Below are 14504 nucleotides of genomic sequence, written 5' to 3'. Positions count from 1 at the left end.
CGAAACGCTTACTTGATAATCCCACGTTCACTGTTGGCGATAAAATCCGCGAGATAGGCAACGTGTTCGCCCGCTCCGCCGGAGGCAACGGTTTCCCGAATCGCCGCGAGCGCATCAGAGATATTAAGCTTCGATGCAAGCAGCGTACGATAAGCCGCGCGCAGCTCCTTCAACTGTTGCGGAGTAAACCCCTTTCGCTCCAGCCCCACTTTGTTCAACCCATAAGCGTGATTATTCCGCTCAATCGAGGTCAGCGAGTAGGGAAGCACATTCTGCGTAATCGTTGTGCCCCCACCGATGTAGGAGTACCGTCCAATCCGGCAGAACTGATGCACCGGACACAGCGCACCCACAACCGCGTAATCTTCCACCGTCACATGGCCCGCCAGCGTAGCGGAGTTCGCAAGAATACAACCATTCCCAATCTGCGAGTCATGTCCAATGTGCGTATAGGCCATGATCAGGCACTCACTCCCGACCCTGGTAACTCCCCCGCCGCCCTTGGTCCCACGCGAGATCGTCACGTACTCCCGAATCGTGTTGCCATCGCCGATCTCAAGCCGCGTAGGCTCGCCGGCGTACTTCAAATCCTGAGGCGAGATCCCGAGGCAGGCAAACGAGAAGATGCGATTCCCACGCCCCATCGTAAGATGCCCGTCGAGCACAACATGCGATACCAGCTCACACTCCTCGCCAAACACAACATCAGGACCTATCGTGCAATAAGGACCAACCGTGCAGCTGCCAGGGATCTGCGCCCCCGCCGCGACGATGGCTGTGGGATGAATACTCACTCTGCCGGAGCCTCCCGCGTAGCTTTCTTCACAACCCGCGGCACCACCTGGCACGTCACCGTAGCATCGCAGACCAGCTTGCCATCCACCGTGATGTTACCCAACATCTTTACAGCGCGGCTTCTCCACTGAAGCACCGTCACCTCAATGCGAAGCTGATCTCCCGGCACCACCGGCCGCCGAAACCTTGCATTCTCAATCCCCGTAAACACCATCAGCTTCTGGTCGCGGTCAGGAATCTCGGTCAGCAGCAGAGCTCCGCCCGTCTGCGCGATAGCCTCCACCATCAGAACCCCAGGCATAATCGGATAGTCTGGAAAGTGTCCCTGAAAGTGCGGCTCGTTGATCGTCACATTCTTAATCGCCACAATCCGTTGCTTCCGCTCCATCTCGATCACGCGATCGATCAGTAGAAAAGGATAGCGGTGCGGCAGCAGGGACATGATCTCGAGAATGTCCATCGTAGTGCGTGCCGCAGTCTGTTCGTCGGCAATCGGATCCGTCGTCGTCTCGCTCATAGCAAGGATGAGTATAAACGCCGGACCGCGCTGAGAGATTTCCGCACTGCAGCGGTCGGCCTAGATATTGTCTTCGCGACCAACGGGAGCGCCAACCGAAGGGGTATACCCGTCACGAAGTGACCGCCCCGCGCGAAGCGGACCCGCAACATAAGAACCATCACCCCGCTGGCTGAAGCTGCGCCCTCGGAGTCGATCGCGAGATCTCCAGCTCCTCCGGCGTCATATCCACCGCAATATCCGCAAACAGCGGCGTACTCAGGTACCGCTCCCCCGTATCCGGCAGCATGCACAGCACGGTCGACCCCTTCGCCGCCTCAGCACACACCCTCAGCGCACCCGCAAAGGTCGCCCCTGAAGTAATCCCCACGAAGATCCCTTCCTTCAGCGCCAGCTCCCTGCTGCACTTCATCGCATCGCCGTTCGTAATCCGCAGCACCTGGTCAATCCGATGCTCATCGATCGCATCCTGTGTAAGGCTCGAGATAAAATCCGGGCTCCAGCCCTGCTGCGGATGCGGAGTCCACGCGGGGTGGCTTCCCGAAGCCGTCCGATCTGCATTCCGCGGCTGCGCCTCTCCACTCGAGATCATCGGTGCCGCATCCGGCTCGCACACAATAATCTTCGTCTCCGGCCTCTTCTCCGCCAGCACCCGCGCCACCCCCTTCAGCGTCCCACCCGTGCCGAACCCCGTCACCCAATAGTCCAGCCGATCGTCCTCAAAATCATTCAGAATCTCCTGCGCCGTCGTGCGCGAGTGCATATCCGCATTCGCTTCATTCTCAAACTGCCGCGTCCGAAACCACCCATGTTTCTCCGCCAGTTCATCCGTCTTCCTGACCATCCCCACCGCCCTCTCCGCCGCAGGTGTCAGCACAATCTTCGCGCCGAGGAACCTCATCAGCTTTCTCCGCTCAACGCTGAACGTCTCGGCCATCACCACCACCAGCGGATATCCCTTCTGCGCACACACCATCGCGAGCCCAATGCCCGTATTGCCGCTCGTAGCCTCAATCACCGTCTGCCCCGGCTTCAACGTCCCACGTCGCTCAGCATCCTCAATCACACCCAGCGCAAGCCGGTCCTTCACCGATCCCAGCGGATTGAACGCCTCAATCTTCACAAACAGATTCACATCCGGCGGCCCAAGCCTGTTGATCCGAACGACTGGCGTATTTCCCACGGTCTCCAGAATATTTGCGAACTTCCGTTTCATATCGTGTCACTCCTTCGGTCTGCACAGAGTCTACTCACACCCGCGCCATCCCTACTGTTTTTTCTTCAACAACACATCCGGATTGAACATGTCCGGAGCTGCATCCACGTCATACTCCACCTTCAGCAAAAACGTCTGGCTCGTCAGGTCGCCATTGTGATATCGGCTGATCGTAAACGCCGTCGGCAGCCCCTGGATCGTGTGATAGTCCGCGTACTCCTCAGCGTCTTCGTCCAAGTCTTTGAACGTCTCATTCCTCCACTCGAAGGTACGGCGTAGCGGCAGGTGCGTCGTGACGTCCAGATCGAGCGTCACCGCGTCATTGTTATCGTTCAGGATCGTCACCTTCTCGGCGAGACGCCGCTCCACCATGCTCGTCCCTTCATAGACCACCACCACGCCCGGAGCCTTCAGCCACGTATTCACTACCGCTTCGACCGAGTGATCCCGGCGTCGATAAAAGTCTTCTACCTGATCTTTCGGCAGTTCGACTCTCCCCTTGTAAGTCACCTCATATCCCTTACCGGCCGTCCAGATCTGCACAATATCGATCTTCTTCCCCGGCAAAAGAATGCTCTTATCGGTGATAAATCCAACGCGCAGCGCCTCAAAGCGATCAGCAGTAGCAAACTGGCGCGTCGAAGTAAAGTCAATCACGACGCCCGTCGGCGTGCCACGAAAGAAGCGTCCAATATGCCCCAACTCACGCATATTGCGCCGATGCAGCCACGCATCACCGCCCAGCGCCTCGACCATCTCATCCAGCACCTTGCGCCCGTGTTGCTCCGGCGTCTGTCCCGCAGGCATCACAGGAGCAGCACTGGGAATGTCATTCGCCTGCGACCACAACGGTCGAGTCACCCCCAGGCCCAGACCAAGAGCAAGCGCAACGCCGATTCTAGCCACAACCTGCTTCATCGAGACTCCACTCATCCGACCAGCACCGCCCCACCGTTGACGTTGAAGATCTCGCCTGAGATAAACCCCGCGAAGGGAGTACAGAGAAAAAGTATAGGAGCCGCAATCTCATCCACATGCGCCGGACGCCCCAGCGGAATCAGAGAGAGCAGCCGCTTCGAGACCTCAGGATCGCGAAGCACTCCAACGGTAGCATCGGTCGCCACCCAGCCAGGCGCTACGCAGTTGCAGTAGATCCCCTCGCCAATCAGCTCCGTCGAAAGACTTTTGGTCAAACTGATCAGAGCCCCCTTAGTAGCCGCGTAGTCCGCATGAAACGCCTCACCCCGCTGCCCCGCCGTCGAACTGATCAAAACAATATGACCACGCGCACCACCCATCTTCGGCTGAGCCTTCATCTGGCCCACCGCAGCCCTCACCACTCCGAAGACACTATCCAGATTCGTGCCAAGCGTCGTGCGCCACTGCTCACTCGTCATCTCTGCGATCGGCGCATCATGCGCAGGCCATATGCCGTGATTCAGAATCGCGCAGTCGACCCGCCCAAACGCAGCCACCGCCGCCGCAACCAGCGCGTCTCCCTCTTCCGGGCTGGAAAGCCTCTGCTCCACCGCACGACACACCTCCGGACCGCCGCACTCCGCGACAAGAGCCTCAGCCTGCTCCGCCGCAAAGCGATAGTTGAACACCACCTTCGCCCCGGCCTGACAAAACATCCGAACCGTCGCAGCGCCGATTCCGCGCGAACCGCCCGTAATCAATGCGACCTTCCCAGCCAGCGACATCGTGATACCGGAGTTACCGTTCGTAAGCATAGACTCGACGCTATCCAATCAATCTTCTTGACGCAAGTGAAACGAACACAGAGAATTCTCTACCAAGTACGTTCGGAGGAGTTCGCTGCCCATGAAAATCGCCGTCCTGATCGCACGCATTCTGCTTGGACTCGTCTTCTTCGTATTCGGTCTCAACAACTTCTTCCACTTCATCCCCAATCAGCCGATACCCGGCGACGCCGGCGTCTTGGCCAACATTATGTTCACGCATGGATGGCTGACCTTCCACGGAATCCTCTACACCGTCGCCGGGATCCTGTTGCTCGTGGGCCGATACGTCCCCGTCGCACTCGTAATCCTGGGCCCCATCCTGGTCAACATCCTGCTGTTTCACTTGACCCTGACCGGAGGGGCAGGAGTCGGACCCGGCCTCGTCTGCGCTCTCCTGGAGATCTTCCTCATCTGGGCCTACTGGCCAGCCTTTGAAGGAATCTTCACCCCCGACGGCCGCCGAGCCTAGCTGCCTCCGCGGCTGTTGCCGCTAACTCCACCGCCGTTGCGGCCGGCTCCCCATCCGGCGACGACCCTCAGAGCATCTCTCTGAGCTAACCGTTTTCCACGCGAGCCTTTATGTCCGAGTACGCCGTCTCGATCAGACTGCTGAGCGATGCGGCGTCTGTTGCTGTTCCCGGTCTCAGCTTCACATGGCGCATGAACTTGCCGGTACCTTGCAACAAGCGGGCCGGATCCGGTAGCGTTGCGCCGTGAAAGAATCCTATGTTTACGTGCGAAGCGAATACATTGACATAGCCGAAAGGCGCATCTCCCAAACATGCAACCGGACATCCGTCATGCAGAAGTTCCCGGACTTCGTCCCCGCATCTTCGCATCCTCTCAAACCACTGCTGCGCGATCGCTCCCAACTCACCTCCATGCTCTTTCATCCACGCATCGATGGAGGGATCGTGTTCGACGGCGCCGTTAAATCGCAGTAACTCCGTTCTCATCGGAACTCCACCGTCGGCTTGAGTCGAATGTAACGTGGTGCCACTACACGAGAAAGAAATAGGTCCTCCAACAGCCTTCTCGCCATACTGTGTCACTTGCGATAAGCCGACCCTCTCGGTACGAGTCGATTCTCAATGCCGGCATCACGCCATCCGCTGAACCCATTGGCTTCGCCAGGATGGCGCCTCAAACGGATCCGCGAAATACTGTGTCTCGTGCACGACCTTGCCGTTGCGGAACTCCATAATGCTCACGGTGTATGCTGCTCGCCCCTGGTAGACGATGGTGTATTCCGTGACCCAGAGATCACCTTTCCCGACAATTCGCTTGACCTCGAACCCCGACGGCTTGCCGGGATGATGACTCCGCAAGGCCTGCAAATTGCTTCGCCCGAAGATTCGCTCGCCTGATTGCGGATAATCACAGATCGAGTCGTCATCGTAAATATCGTGCTCTGCGTTTGCATCGCCTGCTGCCGACGCACGCCAATGCGCGTTCAATGCTTCGCGTATTTGTTCTTCTTGCATGGCTTGCTCCAGTGTTGGTTGGCTTTCATGCTGATCCAACTCGTGGAATGAAACCTGGGCTGCCGGTATTCACCACGTCGTTCAGCCTCTGCCTGGTCTGAATGCGGCTAATCTCGTCAAAGGCGTCTTCTGGAAGCGGAGAGATATTGAAATTCTCTCTCGCCCGGTCCGCAGTCTTTGGCGTGGTAAGCAAAGCCGTGCCGCGTTGCACCGCCCAGGCCAGCAGCACCTGCGCTGGCGTCTTTCCAATTCGCGAGGCGATCGCCACAATCACTGGATCCTCGAGCGGCCCTGGCCGCATTCCATGACCCAAAGGTGCGAAAGCCAATAACACAATGCGCTTCTCCTTGCAGAACTCCAGAAGCTCCGTCTCCGGAAGATGCGGATGCGACTCGACTTGGACGACCGCTGGCTTGATTCTCGCCGATTCGTAGACGGGCAAAAGCCCGTCCAGGGTGATGTCAGACAGTCCAATAGCGCGGCATCTGCCACGATCCACAAGACCCTCCATCGCCCTCCAGGTGTCGAGCAAAGTCACATCGCGGTCGTAAATAACATTGCCGTTTTCATCCCGCGGATCCTGCTCCTCCCCCGGTTGAAACGCAAATGGCGTGTGAATGAGATAGAGATCCAGATAGTTGAGCCTGAGTCTGTCCAGACTCGCCTCGAAAGCCGGTTCCACGCGCTCGGGCCGATGATTGCTATTCCACAATTTTGTTGTGACGAAGATGTCCTCGCGCGCAATCCCTCCAGCAGCAAGTCCTGCCTGCAAGGCCTCGCCCACCTCACGCTCGTTCCGGTATCGTTCCGCACAGTCGAAGTGTCGAAATCCGGCCTCCAGCGCGTTTTTGGTAGCACTTATCGTCGCTGCTGCATCGGGGATCAGAGTGCCAAATCCGAGTGCGGGCATATGGCCCGCTCCGTGGTTGAGCGATATTTTCGTAGTCCGAAAATCGGAAGATTCGATCATGAAAACCTCGATTGGGACCGAGTTGGTGTCTCGACAAGTAGATGCCCACCGCCCTCATCTGATTCATCAGGACGCCTGAATAGCAATTAAGCCAGAGAAATCAGGCATAGTCTATTAGGCGAGCGTACCGGTGACCGTTCACCGTCCTTTAGCATTCTTCGCAGCCAGCAACTTCCTCCGCTCCGCGATCAATCGCTTCTGCTGACCCGCAGGCATCTCAAGCACCGCCCGAACCTTCGGCGGCAGCTTCGCCAACGTAAGCGCATGCCCAGCACTCAGCTCATGCTCCCACTCCGCCTTCCGAAAAACGTCCCAACTCCTCACTGCAACCCAGAAGATCCGCGCCGCATAAGGAGCCGGAAAGATCCCCTCCCTCTCCAGCAACTCATAGTAGCGCTCCCTGCCGGCAGAGTAGGAAATAACGCGACTCTTATCGTCACGCTCAGGGCTTACCCCCTGATCAACCCGCGACATGGCAAACATCTTGCCGCCAATCGCCTTATCTCCTACCCAGAAGACAAGGCTCCCACTCCACTGCACCGTATCCACCACATGGGGCAGCGTCAGCAGGTAAGCGCGAATCCGTTCGAGATCCATCCCCGCAGTATAAAACCCGGCGCTCAGCCCTTCCGCAGCTTATTCGCCGCCTCCACCGCCCAATTCCAGAACTGAGAGAGCTGTGCGGGCGCGCTCTCGATCAAAACCGCTTGTTCCGTGGGCATGTCACCCTGACTTGCAATCACCTTCGGAGCGGCGCCCCGCCCCCAAATCGATTATTCGAGGATTCGGTGTCTGGGCCTTCTCGAGAGATTTTTCTGGCGTGCTCGTACACTCGACCGACCCCCGCGGCGAACGTAACGAGTCCAGCAATCAGCGCCAAAACAGTGAAAGTATCCATTCGGACTCTCCTTAATCCAGCAGAATTAGACCGCCGCCGGTAAATAGCGCCGCCACGAACAGAATGAGCGACTGATTAGCGACATAGTCCGGGTTCACCATCGCTCGCCCAACTGCTATGACAGTGGTATATTCACACCCCGCCATGACTAGAAAGACGATGCTGGCCAGAATCCCAAGCAATTGCCAGGTTTGTCGCTTAGCCTTCCCTCCGCTGTTGAAGACTCGAGACATTACGCGGGAGGTGGAATCTGCCGCGATTGCGAATGCGACCAGCAACAACTCACCTTGGATTATCAGCTGGGTTGTGCTGACGGGACTCAGACTCGTGAGGCGCTTGTGATCGTAAACGACCCAGATGGGAAACAGGCCGGCCAGCACCACGAACACTGTCCAAAGTGCAAGCTCTTGTATCTTTTCGATCACCCATTTGCGTGCCGGCGGTGTCATGGCTAGTTTTTTAGCACGGTTCCCCGGCATTCGAGCAATTTTCTTTTGAATCTGTGTGGCACCCCGGAGACGAATTCGCTCGAGATCCATCCCGGAGTATAAAACCCACCGTTCAACTCTTCCGCAGCTTATTCGCCGCCGAGGCCATCGCGTCCGACTTCTTCTCGGCCGCCGTCTGACGAGCCTTAGGCTTGCAGCTCCCCTTCTCCCCTCGACTCTTCCCCGGAACCGGCTCATACCCCGGCCAGCAACGCGACTCCTGCTTCGCTGGTTGCTTCTTAGCTCTGCCGTGTCCGGTCGAACTCTTGTTCTCAGAGTGCTCCTCGGTCCACGCCTGCCCCTTCGCAGTCTTCTTACCGGTCTTATGAGCCGTCTCGCTGGACGAACTATGACCTGCCCCGCGAGTTCGCGTTGAGCTGTTCCGCTTCGGGCTCACTTTTATCCTGGAAGACCTGGAAGGCTTTGACGGCGTACTCCTGGCTGCTGACTTCTTTGCGATTGTCATCCTCATTTAGAAGCATCCACGTCGAAGATGAGCAGCGAGAAAATAGACTTGTCGCCCCCCACCCCAAAAATTTCAACGCAATCGTAAACGAATGGCTCCCTTTGCAGTGGAAGGATCAACCACATGTCCACGCTGTGTCATAACGATCTTCCCTGCCGCAACCAGGCGTCGCGCCGCAGTTCGTGCCGGTTCCATCAAGCCCTCCCAGTCCCGGCGGCTCGCCAGCCCACCCACCGCCTTGGCCGCCTCCGAAGGACAGATCGTCTTATCCCGCCCGCGCTCCGCCAACAACTCAAGAATCGCCGCCTCAAGCTCAGCATCCGACTCCCCCGGCTTATGCCCCCTGCACTCATCGCTGCAGTACTTGATCACATCCCAGTCCCGCTCCCACTTCTTCCGCCACTCAAACGAGCGCCCACACGTCTTGCAGATCTTGTCCTTGTGCGGAGTCGTACGTTCGGGTTTGCGTCTCCGGTCCGGCATAAAGGGAAAGATGCAGAAAGCTCCAGAACCATTCACCGATCCGGGCGGAATCCCGGAAAATTATTATAAAAAGTTGGCGTATTTTTTTGACCTCGAAAAGTGACTGCTAAAACACCACATCAGCCACGCAAATCACCACAACCTCACCACAAAAAACCACGACGAAACGCACCAGAATCAGCAAAACCCACAGCAAAAGACCACTTCGATACCCAGCATTTTTTTTCCCGCAGAACCTCTCCAATTTAGGAGAGACTTGTACCTATCCATGACCAGACAGACGAAACAGAAAAAACAGACCAAAAAACAGGCCACCAGGCCCTCCCCCCAAAAAACTTCGCATCGGCATCCTCTTCGGTGGCCGCTCCGGCGAACACGAGGTCTCTCTCCTCTCCGCCGCCTCCATCCTCAACTCCATTGACCAGACAAAATACGAAGTAATTCCCGTCGGAATTACAAAACAAGGCCAGTGGCTCACCTCCACCGAAGCCCAGCACCTGCTCGCAGGCAACACAAAACCCGCGCCAATCCAGAAGAAACGCACCGCCACTAAATCCGTCGCACTCCGCACCAGCACCAGTAGCCACGAAGCTCTCGCGCAGCAAAACGGCTCCCTCGCCCAATCCCTCGACGTCATCTTCCCCGTCCTCCACGGCACCTTCGGCGAAGACGGCACCATCCAGGGCCTCTTCGAACTAGCCGACATCGCCTACGTAGGCTCTGGCGTCCTCGGCTCCGCCACCGGCATGGACAAGTCTGTGATGAAGCAGCTCTTCGTCGCAGCTGGCTTGCCCCAAACCCCACACGTCAATCTCCTGCGCAGCGAGTGGAAGGCCGAAGCCAAGCGCTGCATCAAGCGCATCGAGAAGAAGCTCTCGTATCCCGTCTTCGTAAAACCAGCGAATCTAGGCTCGTCTGTAGGCATCAGCAAAGTTCACGACCGCAGTGAACTCGCCCCCGCCATGGACCTCGCTGCCAGCTTCGACCGCAAGCTCATCATCGAGCAGGGAGTAGGCGGCCCCGGCGCCAAACCCCGCGAACTCGAAGTAGCCGTCCTCGGCAACGACTCCCCCGAGGCCTCCGTCGTCGGCGAGATCGTCCCCGGCGCTGAGTTCTACGACTACAACGCCAAGTACCACTCCGACGCCTCCATCCCCATCATCCCGGCGAAGCTCTCCAAATCCGAATCAAAACAAATCCGCGAGATGGCCATCGCCGCCTTCCGCGCCTGCGACTGCGCCGGTCTAGCCCGCGTCGACTTCCTCATGGAGCCGGCGGTGGTAAATAAGAAGGGCAAAGAATCAAAAGCCGCCCACATCTACCTCAACGAAATCAATACCATGCCCGGTTTCACCAGTATCAGCATGTACCCCAAGCTATGGGAAGCCACCGGTCTGCCCTACAAACAACTCATCGACCGCCTCATCGCCCTTGCCGCCGAACGCCACCAGGAAAAACAACAGACCACCTTCACTCGCGTCTAACAGAGATCGCATTGCGGTCACATCTCAGATAAAGGAGGAGATTGAGTATAGATCCCATCGGCAAACCCGTCACAGCGCCACACCGCATGCCGACCTACGCTATAGCCTCGTCCCTTCTGCATCTGCTTCTCATCGCCGTTCTCGTCCACCAACACGCCTCCTGGATCGCACCGATCCACCTCCCCGGCAGTCCGCACGGAACCAATCTGCTTCTGACGTACTCCCCGGGCAGGGCCCCGCTACAAACCTCGGCACCAAACCCCAAGACCCAGCCCAAACAGGCCAAGTCCACCACTCCGCTGCCATCGCCACCCACGCAAAAGCCCAAAGAGCCGACCGCCTCACCCAACGCCGTTTCCCCAGCCTCCGCCCAGCCTGACTCGACCGCTGGCGCCGACTCACTCGGCTCCGGAAACATCAACATCGCTCTGGTAAGTTACTTCCCGCCGCCGAAACCTGATCTCTCCGCGCTCCCACATGGCACCAAAGGCGACGTCATCCTCGACATCGTCATCGACACCACAGGCAAGATCGCCGACATAAAAATGACCAGCGGTCTCGGCCACGGCATCGATGAAAACGTCATCGCCACCGTTCAGCAGTGGACCTTCCATCCCGCCACCAAAGACGGCCAGCCCGTAGCCAGCGAGCAGGAACTTCACTTCCACTACGAAAAGTCCTAACCGCACAGAATCTCTGCGAAACCGCTAGATCACCTGACTGTATCTGTAACCACCAGCCGTCATCGCCGCCAGTAACTCCTCAACCTGCTCTCGTCCGCGCGTCTCCAGGGTGATATCGATCGTCGTATCGCCCAGGTTTACCCCGTAATATGCCCGGTTGTAGAGCGTATCCACGATGTTCGCGCGGTACTTCGCAATCAACAGCGTCAGCTCCGCAAGCGCCCCGGGCTTATCCAGCAGATGAATCCTCAACCGGATCATCCTTCCGTCCTGCACGAGGCCGCGTTCAATAATCCTGCTCAGCAGCGTCACATCGATATTTCCGCCGCACACCATCACCGCAGTATGCGCCCCATTCAACGTAGTCTTCCTCTGTAGTAACGCCGCCAATGCCGCAGCTCCCGCGCCTTCTGCCAATGTTTTTTCGCGCTCGAGCAAAACAAGAATCGCCGAAGCAATCTCATCCTCATCAACGGTCACAATCTCATCGACATAGCGCTCGACCACTGGAAAGGTCGTATCTCCCGCACGCCGCACCGCAATACCATCTGCGATCGTCGTCGAAGGCTCCAGCGTCACCGGATGTCCAACCGTTCGCGCCGCCACCATCGAAGGCAGTCTCGAGGTCTGAACCCCAATCACACGAACCTCCGGGCGCGACTCTTTGATCGCGCAGGCGATCCCGCCAATCAACCCCCCGCCGCCAATAGGAACCACCACCGCTTCCAACTGAGGCACCTGCTCCAGCAGCTCCAGTCCAATCGTGCCCTGGCCGGCCATTACCATCGCATCGTCGAACGGATGAATAAACGTCATTCCCTCCGCCTCGCAAAGCCGTGTAGCCTCCTCGCAAGCCTCGTCATAGTTCGCCCCGTGCAGCACCACCTCCGCGCCAAATCCACGCGTCGCCGTTACCTTTACAAGAGGCGTCGCCAGTGGCATCACGATCAGCGCACGAATCCCTCGCTTCGTCGCGTGGTAGGCCACACCCTGAGCATGGTTCCCCGCGCTTGCCGCCACCACGCCACGCGCAGCTTGCTCCGCCGTCAGCATCGCAATCCGGTTCAGCGCCCCGCGTTCTTTGAACGAGCCGGTCATCTGCAGATTTTCGAGCTTCAAATACACCTGTTGCCCTGTCAGCGCAGACAGCATCTGCGAGTGCGGGCAAGGCGAATAGTAAATCGCTCCACGTACCCGCTCTCGCGCAGCAGCGACGTCCGCAAGGCCGATACTCAATTGGCTTATTGAATCCTTCACAGGCATCATGATCTCTCTTCAAACTCGCAAAACATCATCTTCTAGCGCAACGCTCAATCACCGCCGCTGACGAAACCGGTTAGCCAGCACAAACTCATCCCGCAACTCCGGCGTCCGCAGATTCTCCCGCACGTGCTGCAATCTTTGCTCCAACGCCAGCAGAGTATCCGCGACCGGCCCGGTGTTCGTCATCGCTACATCTCGCCACATGCTGTATGGACTGGCTCCCAGCCGCGTCGTCTCTCGCAGCGCGCGCCCGCCAATCGCCGCAATCTCCGGAGCATCGCCAAACTTCTCCTCAAGCAGCGCCGCCAGCGCAGTCGACAGCATCTGCGGCAGATGACTCACCCAGGCGCACATCTCGTCGTGCCGCGTCGCATCCATATCCAGCATCCGCGACCCGAAGCACCCAATCCACCCGCGCCAGTCTTTCTCAATCGCTGTCATCTCGACCGATATCGGCGTAAACAGCCACATCGCGCCATCAAACAATCCCGCCTCCGCCAGCAAAGCGCCTCCAGACTCTTTGCCCGCCATCGGATGTCCAGGAAGAAAAACAGCATCAGCATCTCCTGCGAATAATTGCCGAGCCAACTCCACGATCTCAAGCTTCGTGCTCCCTACATCAGTCACAAGTTGCCCAGTGTGGAGCACGGGCGCCAGTTGCTGCATCCAGTCTTTGATCGCAAGCACCGGGACCGCCAGAACAATTACATCAGCCAGTCGCGCTAGTTCCAGAGCATTCTCTCGACTCGCAGCCCTGCCGTCGATCGCGCCCATCTGCACGGCCGAAGCCATCTCGAGCTGACTCGTATCCCACCCGTCGATGCGGCCCCCAAAACCAGCCGCACGTAGCGCCAGGCCCGTCGAAGCGCCAATAAGCCCTGTCCCAATGATGAATACCCGCTCCATTATCCTGGAATCCTCGCCTTAAGCAATCGTCCTCTTCACCACCGGCGCCAGCAACCGTAGCTGTGCCATAAGCTTTTGTAGCTGTTCGGGATACAAACTCTGCGCTCCATCGCTCATCGCTTTATCGGGGTTAGGATGCATCTCCATCAACAACCCGTCCGCCCCAGCTGCCACGCTCGCGAGAGCCATCGGCGGCACCAGATCGCGAATCCCGACGCCATGCGACGGATCACCCAGCACAGGAAGGTGGGTCAGCTTCTTCAGCACCGGAATCGCCGAGATATCCATCGTATTCCGCGTATAGGTCTCGTACGTCCGAATCCCTCGTTCGCAGAGCATCAGGCTGTAGTTGCCGCCAGACAAAATGTACTCGGCGCTCAACAGCACCTCTTCGATGGTCGCCGAGATCCCGCGTTTCATCAGCACCGGCTTTCGCACATGCCCAAGCTCGCGCAGCAGGTTGAAATTCTGCATATTGCGCGCGCCCACCTGGAAGCAGTCGATATAGGGCAGCATCAACTCGATCTGCGAGATCTCCATCACCTCCGTGATAACCAGCAGCCCCGTCTCATCGGAGACCTCACGCAGCAGCTTCAGCCCATCGAGCCCCATGCCCTGAAAGCTGTAAGGCGAACTGCGAGGTTTAAAAGCTCCACCCCGCAAAAACTTCGCTCCTGCTGCCGCAACCTGTTTTGCGCTGGTCAGAATCTGCTCCCGTGACTCCACCGAGCACGGCCCTGCCATCACGACAACTTCCTCTCCGCCTACCACCACGCCGTTTGGAAATGTAATCGTAGTTCCTTCGGGTCGGAAGTTCCGCCCAGCCAGCTTGTACGGCGACGAGATGCGATAAGCGTCATAAACGCCAGCCAGTACCTTGAACTCCGCAACCTCGAAGTGTTCCGGCGTCCCCACGCCTGCCAGAATCGTCTGTGCCGCGCCGGTAGTGCGGTGAACGTTGAAGCCAAGCTCCACCATTCGTTCAATCACCTGCTGAATATTCTCTTCTGTCGCCCGGTCATGCATCGCAACTATCATGGTCTTCGCTTCACTCTCTTTGTACGTAACTCAATTAGATACAAACCGATTTCGGAGGTCGCATTGCT

General features: G+C 58.0%; 18 protein-coding genes. 3 read left to right on the top strand and 15 right to left on the bottom strand.

Annotated features, from left to right (window positions below; translation table 11 throughout):
* Window positions 1-8: 8 nt before the first annotated feature.
* From lpxA to RBB81_RS03750, 5 genes are all read right to left on the bottom strand, one after another.
* Window positions 9-794 carry an acyl-ACP--UDP-N-acetylglucosamine O-acyltransferase gene (gene lpxA, locus RBB81_RS03770; RefSeq protein ID WP_179580345.1) on the bottom strand — a complete coding sequence of 262 codons (786 nt, stop codon included), beginning with the start codon at window positions 792-794 and terminating at the stop codon, window positions 9-11.
* Window positions 791-1312: a 3-hydroxyacyl-ACP dehydratase FabZ gene (gene fabZ, locus RBB81_RS03765; protein ID WP_353072763.1), complete on the bottom strand. Its 522-nt coding sequence runs from the start codon at window positions 1310-1312 to the stop codon at window positions 791-793. Before fabZ ends, lpxA begins: the two co-directional genes overlap by 4 nt.
* 160 nt (window positions 1313-1472) lie before the next feature.
* A complete protein-coding gene (gene cysK, locus RBB81_RS03760; protein ID WP_353072762.1) occupies window positions 1473-2528 on the bottom strand; it encodes a cysteine synthase A in 1056 nt (351 codons plus the stop codon).
* A 51-nt stretch (window positions 2529-2579) separates the two neighbouring features.
* A complete protein-coding gene (locus RBB81_RS03755) occupies window positions 2580-3446 on the bottom strand; it encodes a hypothetical protein (protein ID WP_353072761.1) in 867 nt (288 codons plus the stop codon).
* Between the two features lie 11 nt (window positions 3447-3457).
* Window positions 3458-4261, bottom strand: coding sequence for an SDR family NAD(P)-dependent oxidoreductase (locus RBB81_RS03750; protein WP_353072760.1), 804 nt, complete (start codon window positions 4259-4261; stop codon window positions 3458-3460).
* Between the two features lie 91 nt (window positions 4262-4352).
* Here RBB81_RS03750 and RBB81_RS03745 point away from each other — a divergent pair, with 91 nt between their 5' ends.
* Window positions 4353-4742 carry a DoxX family membrane protein gene (locus RBB81_RS03745; protein ID WP_183791001.1) on the top strand — a complete coding sequence of 130 codons (390 nt, stop codon included), beginning with the start codon at window positions 4353-4355 and terminating at the stop codon, window positions 4740-4742.
* Window positions 4743-4827: 85 nt separating this feature from the next.
* On the opposite strand, the gene RBB81_RS03740 is transcribed toward RBB81_RS03745, so the two are convergent.
* The 7 genes from RBB81_RS03740 to RBB81_RS03710 form a co-directional block, all read right to left on the bottom strand.
* A complete protein-coding gene (locus RBB81_RS03740; protein WP_353072759.1) occupies window positions 4828-5229 on the bottom strand; it encodes a DUF1801 domain-containing protein in 402 nt (133 codons plus the stop codon).
* Window positions 5230-5373: 144 nt separating this feature from the next.
* A complete protein-coding gene (locus RBB81_RS03735) occupies window positions 5374-5757 on the bottom strand; it encodes a nuclear transport factor 2 family protein (protein WP_179580333.1) in 384 nt (127 codons plus the stop codon).
* A gap of 25 nt (window positions 5758-5782) precedes the next feature.
* Complete coding sequence (locus tag RBB81_RS03730; RefSeq protein ID WP_179580331.1) at window positions 5783-6727, bottom strand: aldo/keto reductase; 945 nt, start codon at window positions 6725-6727, stop codon at window positions 5783-5785.
* Between the two features lie 138 nt (window positions 6728-6865).
* Complete coding sequence (locus RBB81_RS03725) at window positions 6866-7324, bottom strand: MmcQ/YjbR family DNA-binding protein (protein WP_353072758.1); 459 nt, start codon at window positions 7322-7324, stop codon at window positions 6866-6868.
* Window positions 7325-7636: 312 nt separating this feature from the next.
* Window positions 7637-8104, bottom strand: coding sequence for a hypothetical protein (locus RBB81_RS03720; RefSeq protein WP_183791004.1), 468 nt, complete (start codon window positions 8102-8104; stop codon window positions 7637-7639).
* 82 nt (window positions 8105-8186) lie between these two features.
* A complete protein-coding gene (locus RBB81_RS03715; RefSeq protein WP_179580324.1) occupies window positions 8187-8510 on the bottom strand; it encodes a hypothetical protein in 324 nt (107 codons plus the stop codon).
* A gap of 141 nt (window positions 8511-8651) precedes the next feature.
* Window positions 8652-9098, bottom strand: a complete 447-nt coding sequence (locus RBB81_RS03710) for a DUF2256 and DUF3253 domain-containing protein (RefSeq protein ID WP_353072757.1) — start codon at window positions 9096-9098, stop codon at window positions 8652-8654.
* A gap of 305 nt (window positions 9099-9403) precedes the next feature.
* Here RBB81_RS03710 and RBB81_RS03705 point away from each other — a divergent pair, with 305 nt between their 5' ends.
* Together RBB81_RS03705 and RBB81_RS03700 are read left to right on the top strand one after the other, a co-directional pair.
* On the top strand, window positions 9404-10546 hold the full coding sequence (locus tag RBB81_RS03705) for a D-alanine--D-alanine ligase family protein (RefSeq protein ID WP_353073892.1): 1143 nt from the start codon (window positions 9404-9406) through the stop codon (window positions 10544-10546).
* Between the two features lie 41 nt (window positions 10547-10587).
* Window positions 10588-11229 carry an energy transducer TonB gene (locus tag RBB81_RS03700; RefSeq protein ID WP_353072756.1) on the top strand — a complete coding sequence of 214 codons (642 nt, stop codon included), beginning with the start codon at window positions 10588-10590 and terminating at the stop codon, window positions 11227-11229.
* A 24-nt stretch (window positions 11230-11253) separates the two neighbouring features.
* On the opposite strand, the gene ilvA is transcribed toward RBB81_RS03700, so the two are convergent.
* The 3 genes from ilvA to aroF are packed head-to-tail and all read right to left on the bottom strand — an operon-like array spanning window position 11254 to window position 14436.
* A complete protein-coding gene (gene ilvA / locus RBB81_RS03695) occupies window positions 11254-12495 on the bottom strand; it encodes a threonine ammonia-lyase (protein WP_373563824.1) in 1242 nt (413 codons plus the stop codon).
* Between the two features lie 48 nt (window positions 12496-12543).
* The gene (locus RBB81_RS03690; protein ID WP_353072755.1) at window positions 12544-13398 is read right to left on the bottom strand and encodes a prephenate dehydrogenase; all 855 of its coding nucleotides are present in this window, start codon (window positions 13396-13398) and stop codon (window positions 12544-12546) included.
* A gap of 18 nt (window positions 13399-13416) precedes the next feature.
* The gene (aroF, locus tag RBB81_RS03685) at window positions 13417-14436 is read right to left on the bottom strand and encodes a 3-deoxy-7-phosphoheptulonate synthase (protein WP_179580318.1); all 1020 of its coding nucleotides are present in this window, start codon (window positions 14434-14436) and stop codon (window positions 13417-13419) included.
* Window positions 14437-14504: the final 68 nt, after the last annotated feature.

The organism is Tunturibacter gelidoferens, from assembly GCF_040358255.1.
GTDB lineage: Bacteria > Acidobacteriota > Terriglobia > Terriglobales > Acidobacteriaceae > Edaphobacter > Edaphobacter gelidiferens.
Note: the sequence above shows the minus strand (reverse complement) of the source record. Positions and strands in the feature narration are given on the sequence as shown.

Coding starts and splice junctions, on each gene's coding strand:
- fabZ (WP_353072763.1), bottom strand. CDS start 1,312: ATGAGCGAGACGACGACGGATCCGATTGCCGACGAACAGACTGCGGCA.
- cysK (WP_353072762.1), bottom strand. CDS start 2,528: ATGAAACGGAAGTTCGCAAATATTCTGGAGACCGTGGGAAATACGCCA.
- RBB81_RS03755 (WP_353072761.1), bottom strand. CDS start 3,446: ATGAAGCAGGTTGTGGCTAGAATCGGCGTTGCGCTTGCTCTTGGTCTG.
- RBB81_RS03750 (WP_353072760.1), bottom strand. CDS start 4,261: ATGCTTACGAACGGTAACTCCGGTATCACGATGTCGCTGGCTGGGAAG.
- RBB81_RS03745 (WP_183791001.1), top strand. CDS start 4,353: ATGAAAATCGCCGTCCTGATCGCACGCATTCTGCTTGGACTCGTCTTC.
- RBB81_RS03740 (WP_353072759.1), bottom strand. CDS start 5,229: ATGAGAACGGAGTTACTGCGATTTAACGGCGCCGTCGAACACGATCCC.
- RBB81_RS03735 (WP_179580333.1), bottom strand. CDS start 5,757: ATGCAAGAAGAACAAATACGCGAAGCATTGAACGCGCATTGGCGTGCG.
- RBB81_RS03730 (WP_179580331.1), bottom strand. CDS start 6,727: ATGATCGAATCTTCCGATTTTCGGACTACGAAAATATCGCTCAACCAC.
- RBB81_RS03725 (WP_353072758.1), bottom strand. CDS start 7,324: ATGGATCTCGAACGGATTCGCGCTTACCTGCTGACGCTGCCCCATGTG.
- RBB81_RS03720 (WP_183791004.1), bottom strand. CDS start 8,104: ATGCCGGGGAACCGTGCTAAAAAACTAGCCATGACACCGCCGGCACGC.
- ilvA (WP_373563824.1), bottom strand. CDS start 12,495: ATGATGCCTGTGAAGGATTCAATAAGCCAATTGAGTATCGGCCTTGCG.
- RBB81_RS03690 (WP_353072755.1), bottom strand. CDS start 13,398: ATGGAGCGGGTATTCATCATTGGGACAGGGCTTATTGGCGCTTCGACG.
- aroF (WP_179580318.1), bottom strand. CDS start 14,436: ATGATAGTTGCGATGCATGACCGGGCGACAGAAGAGAATATTCAGCAG.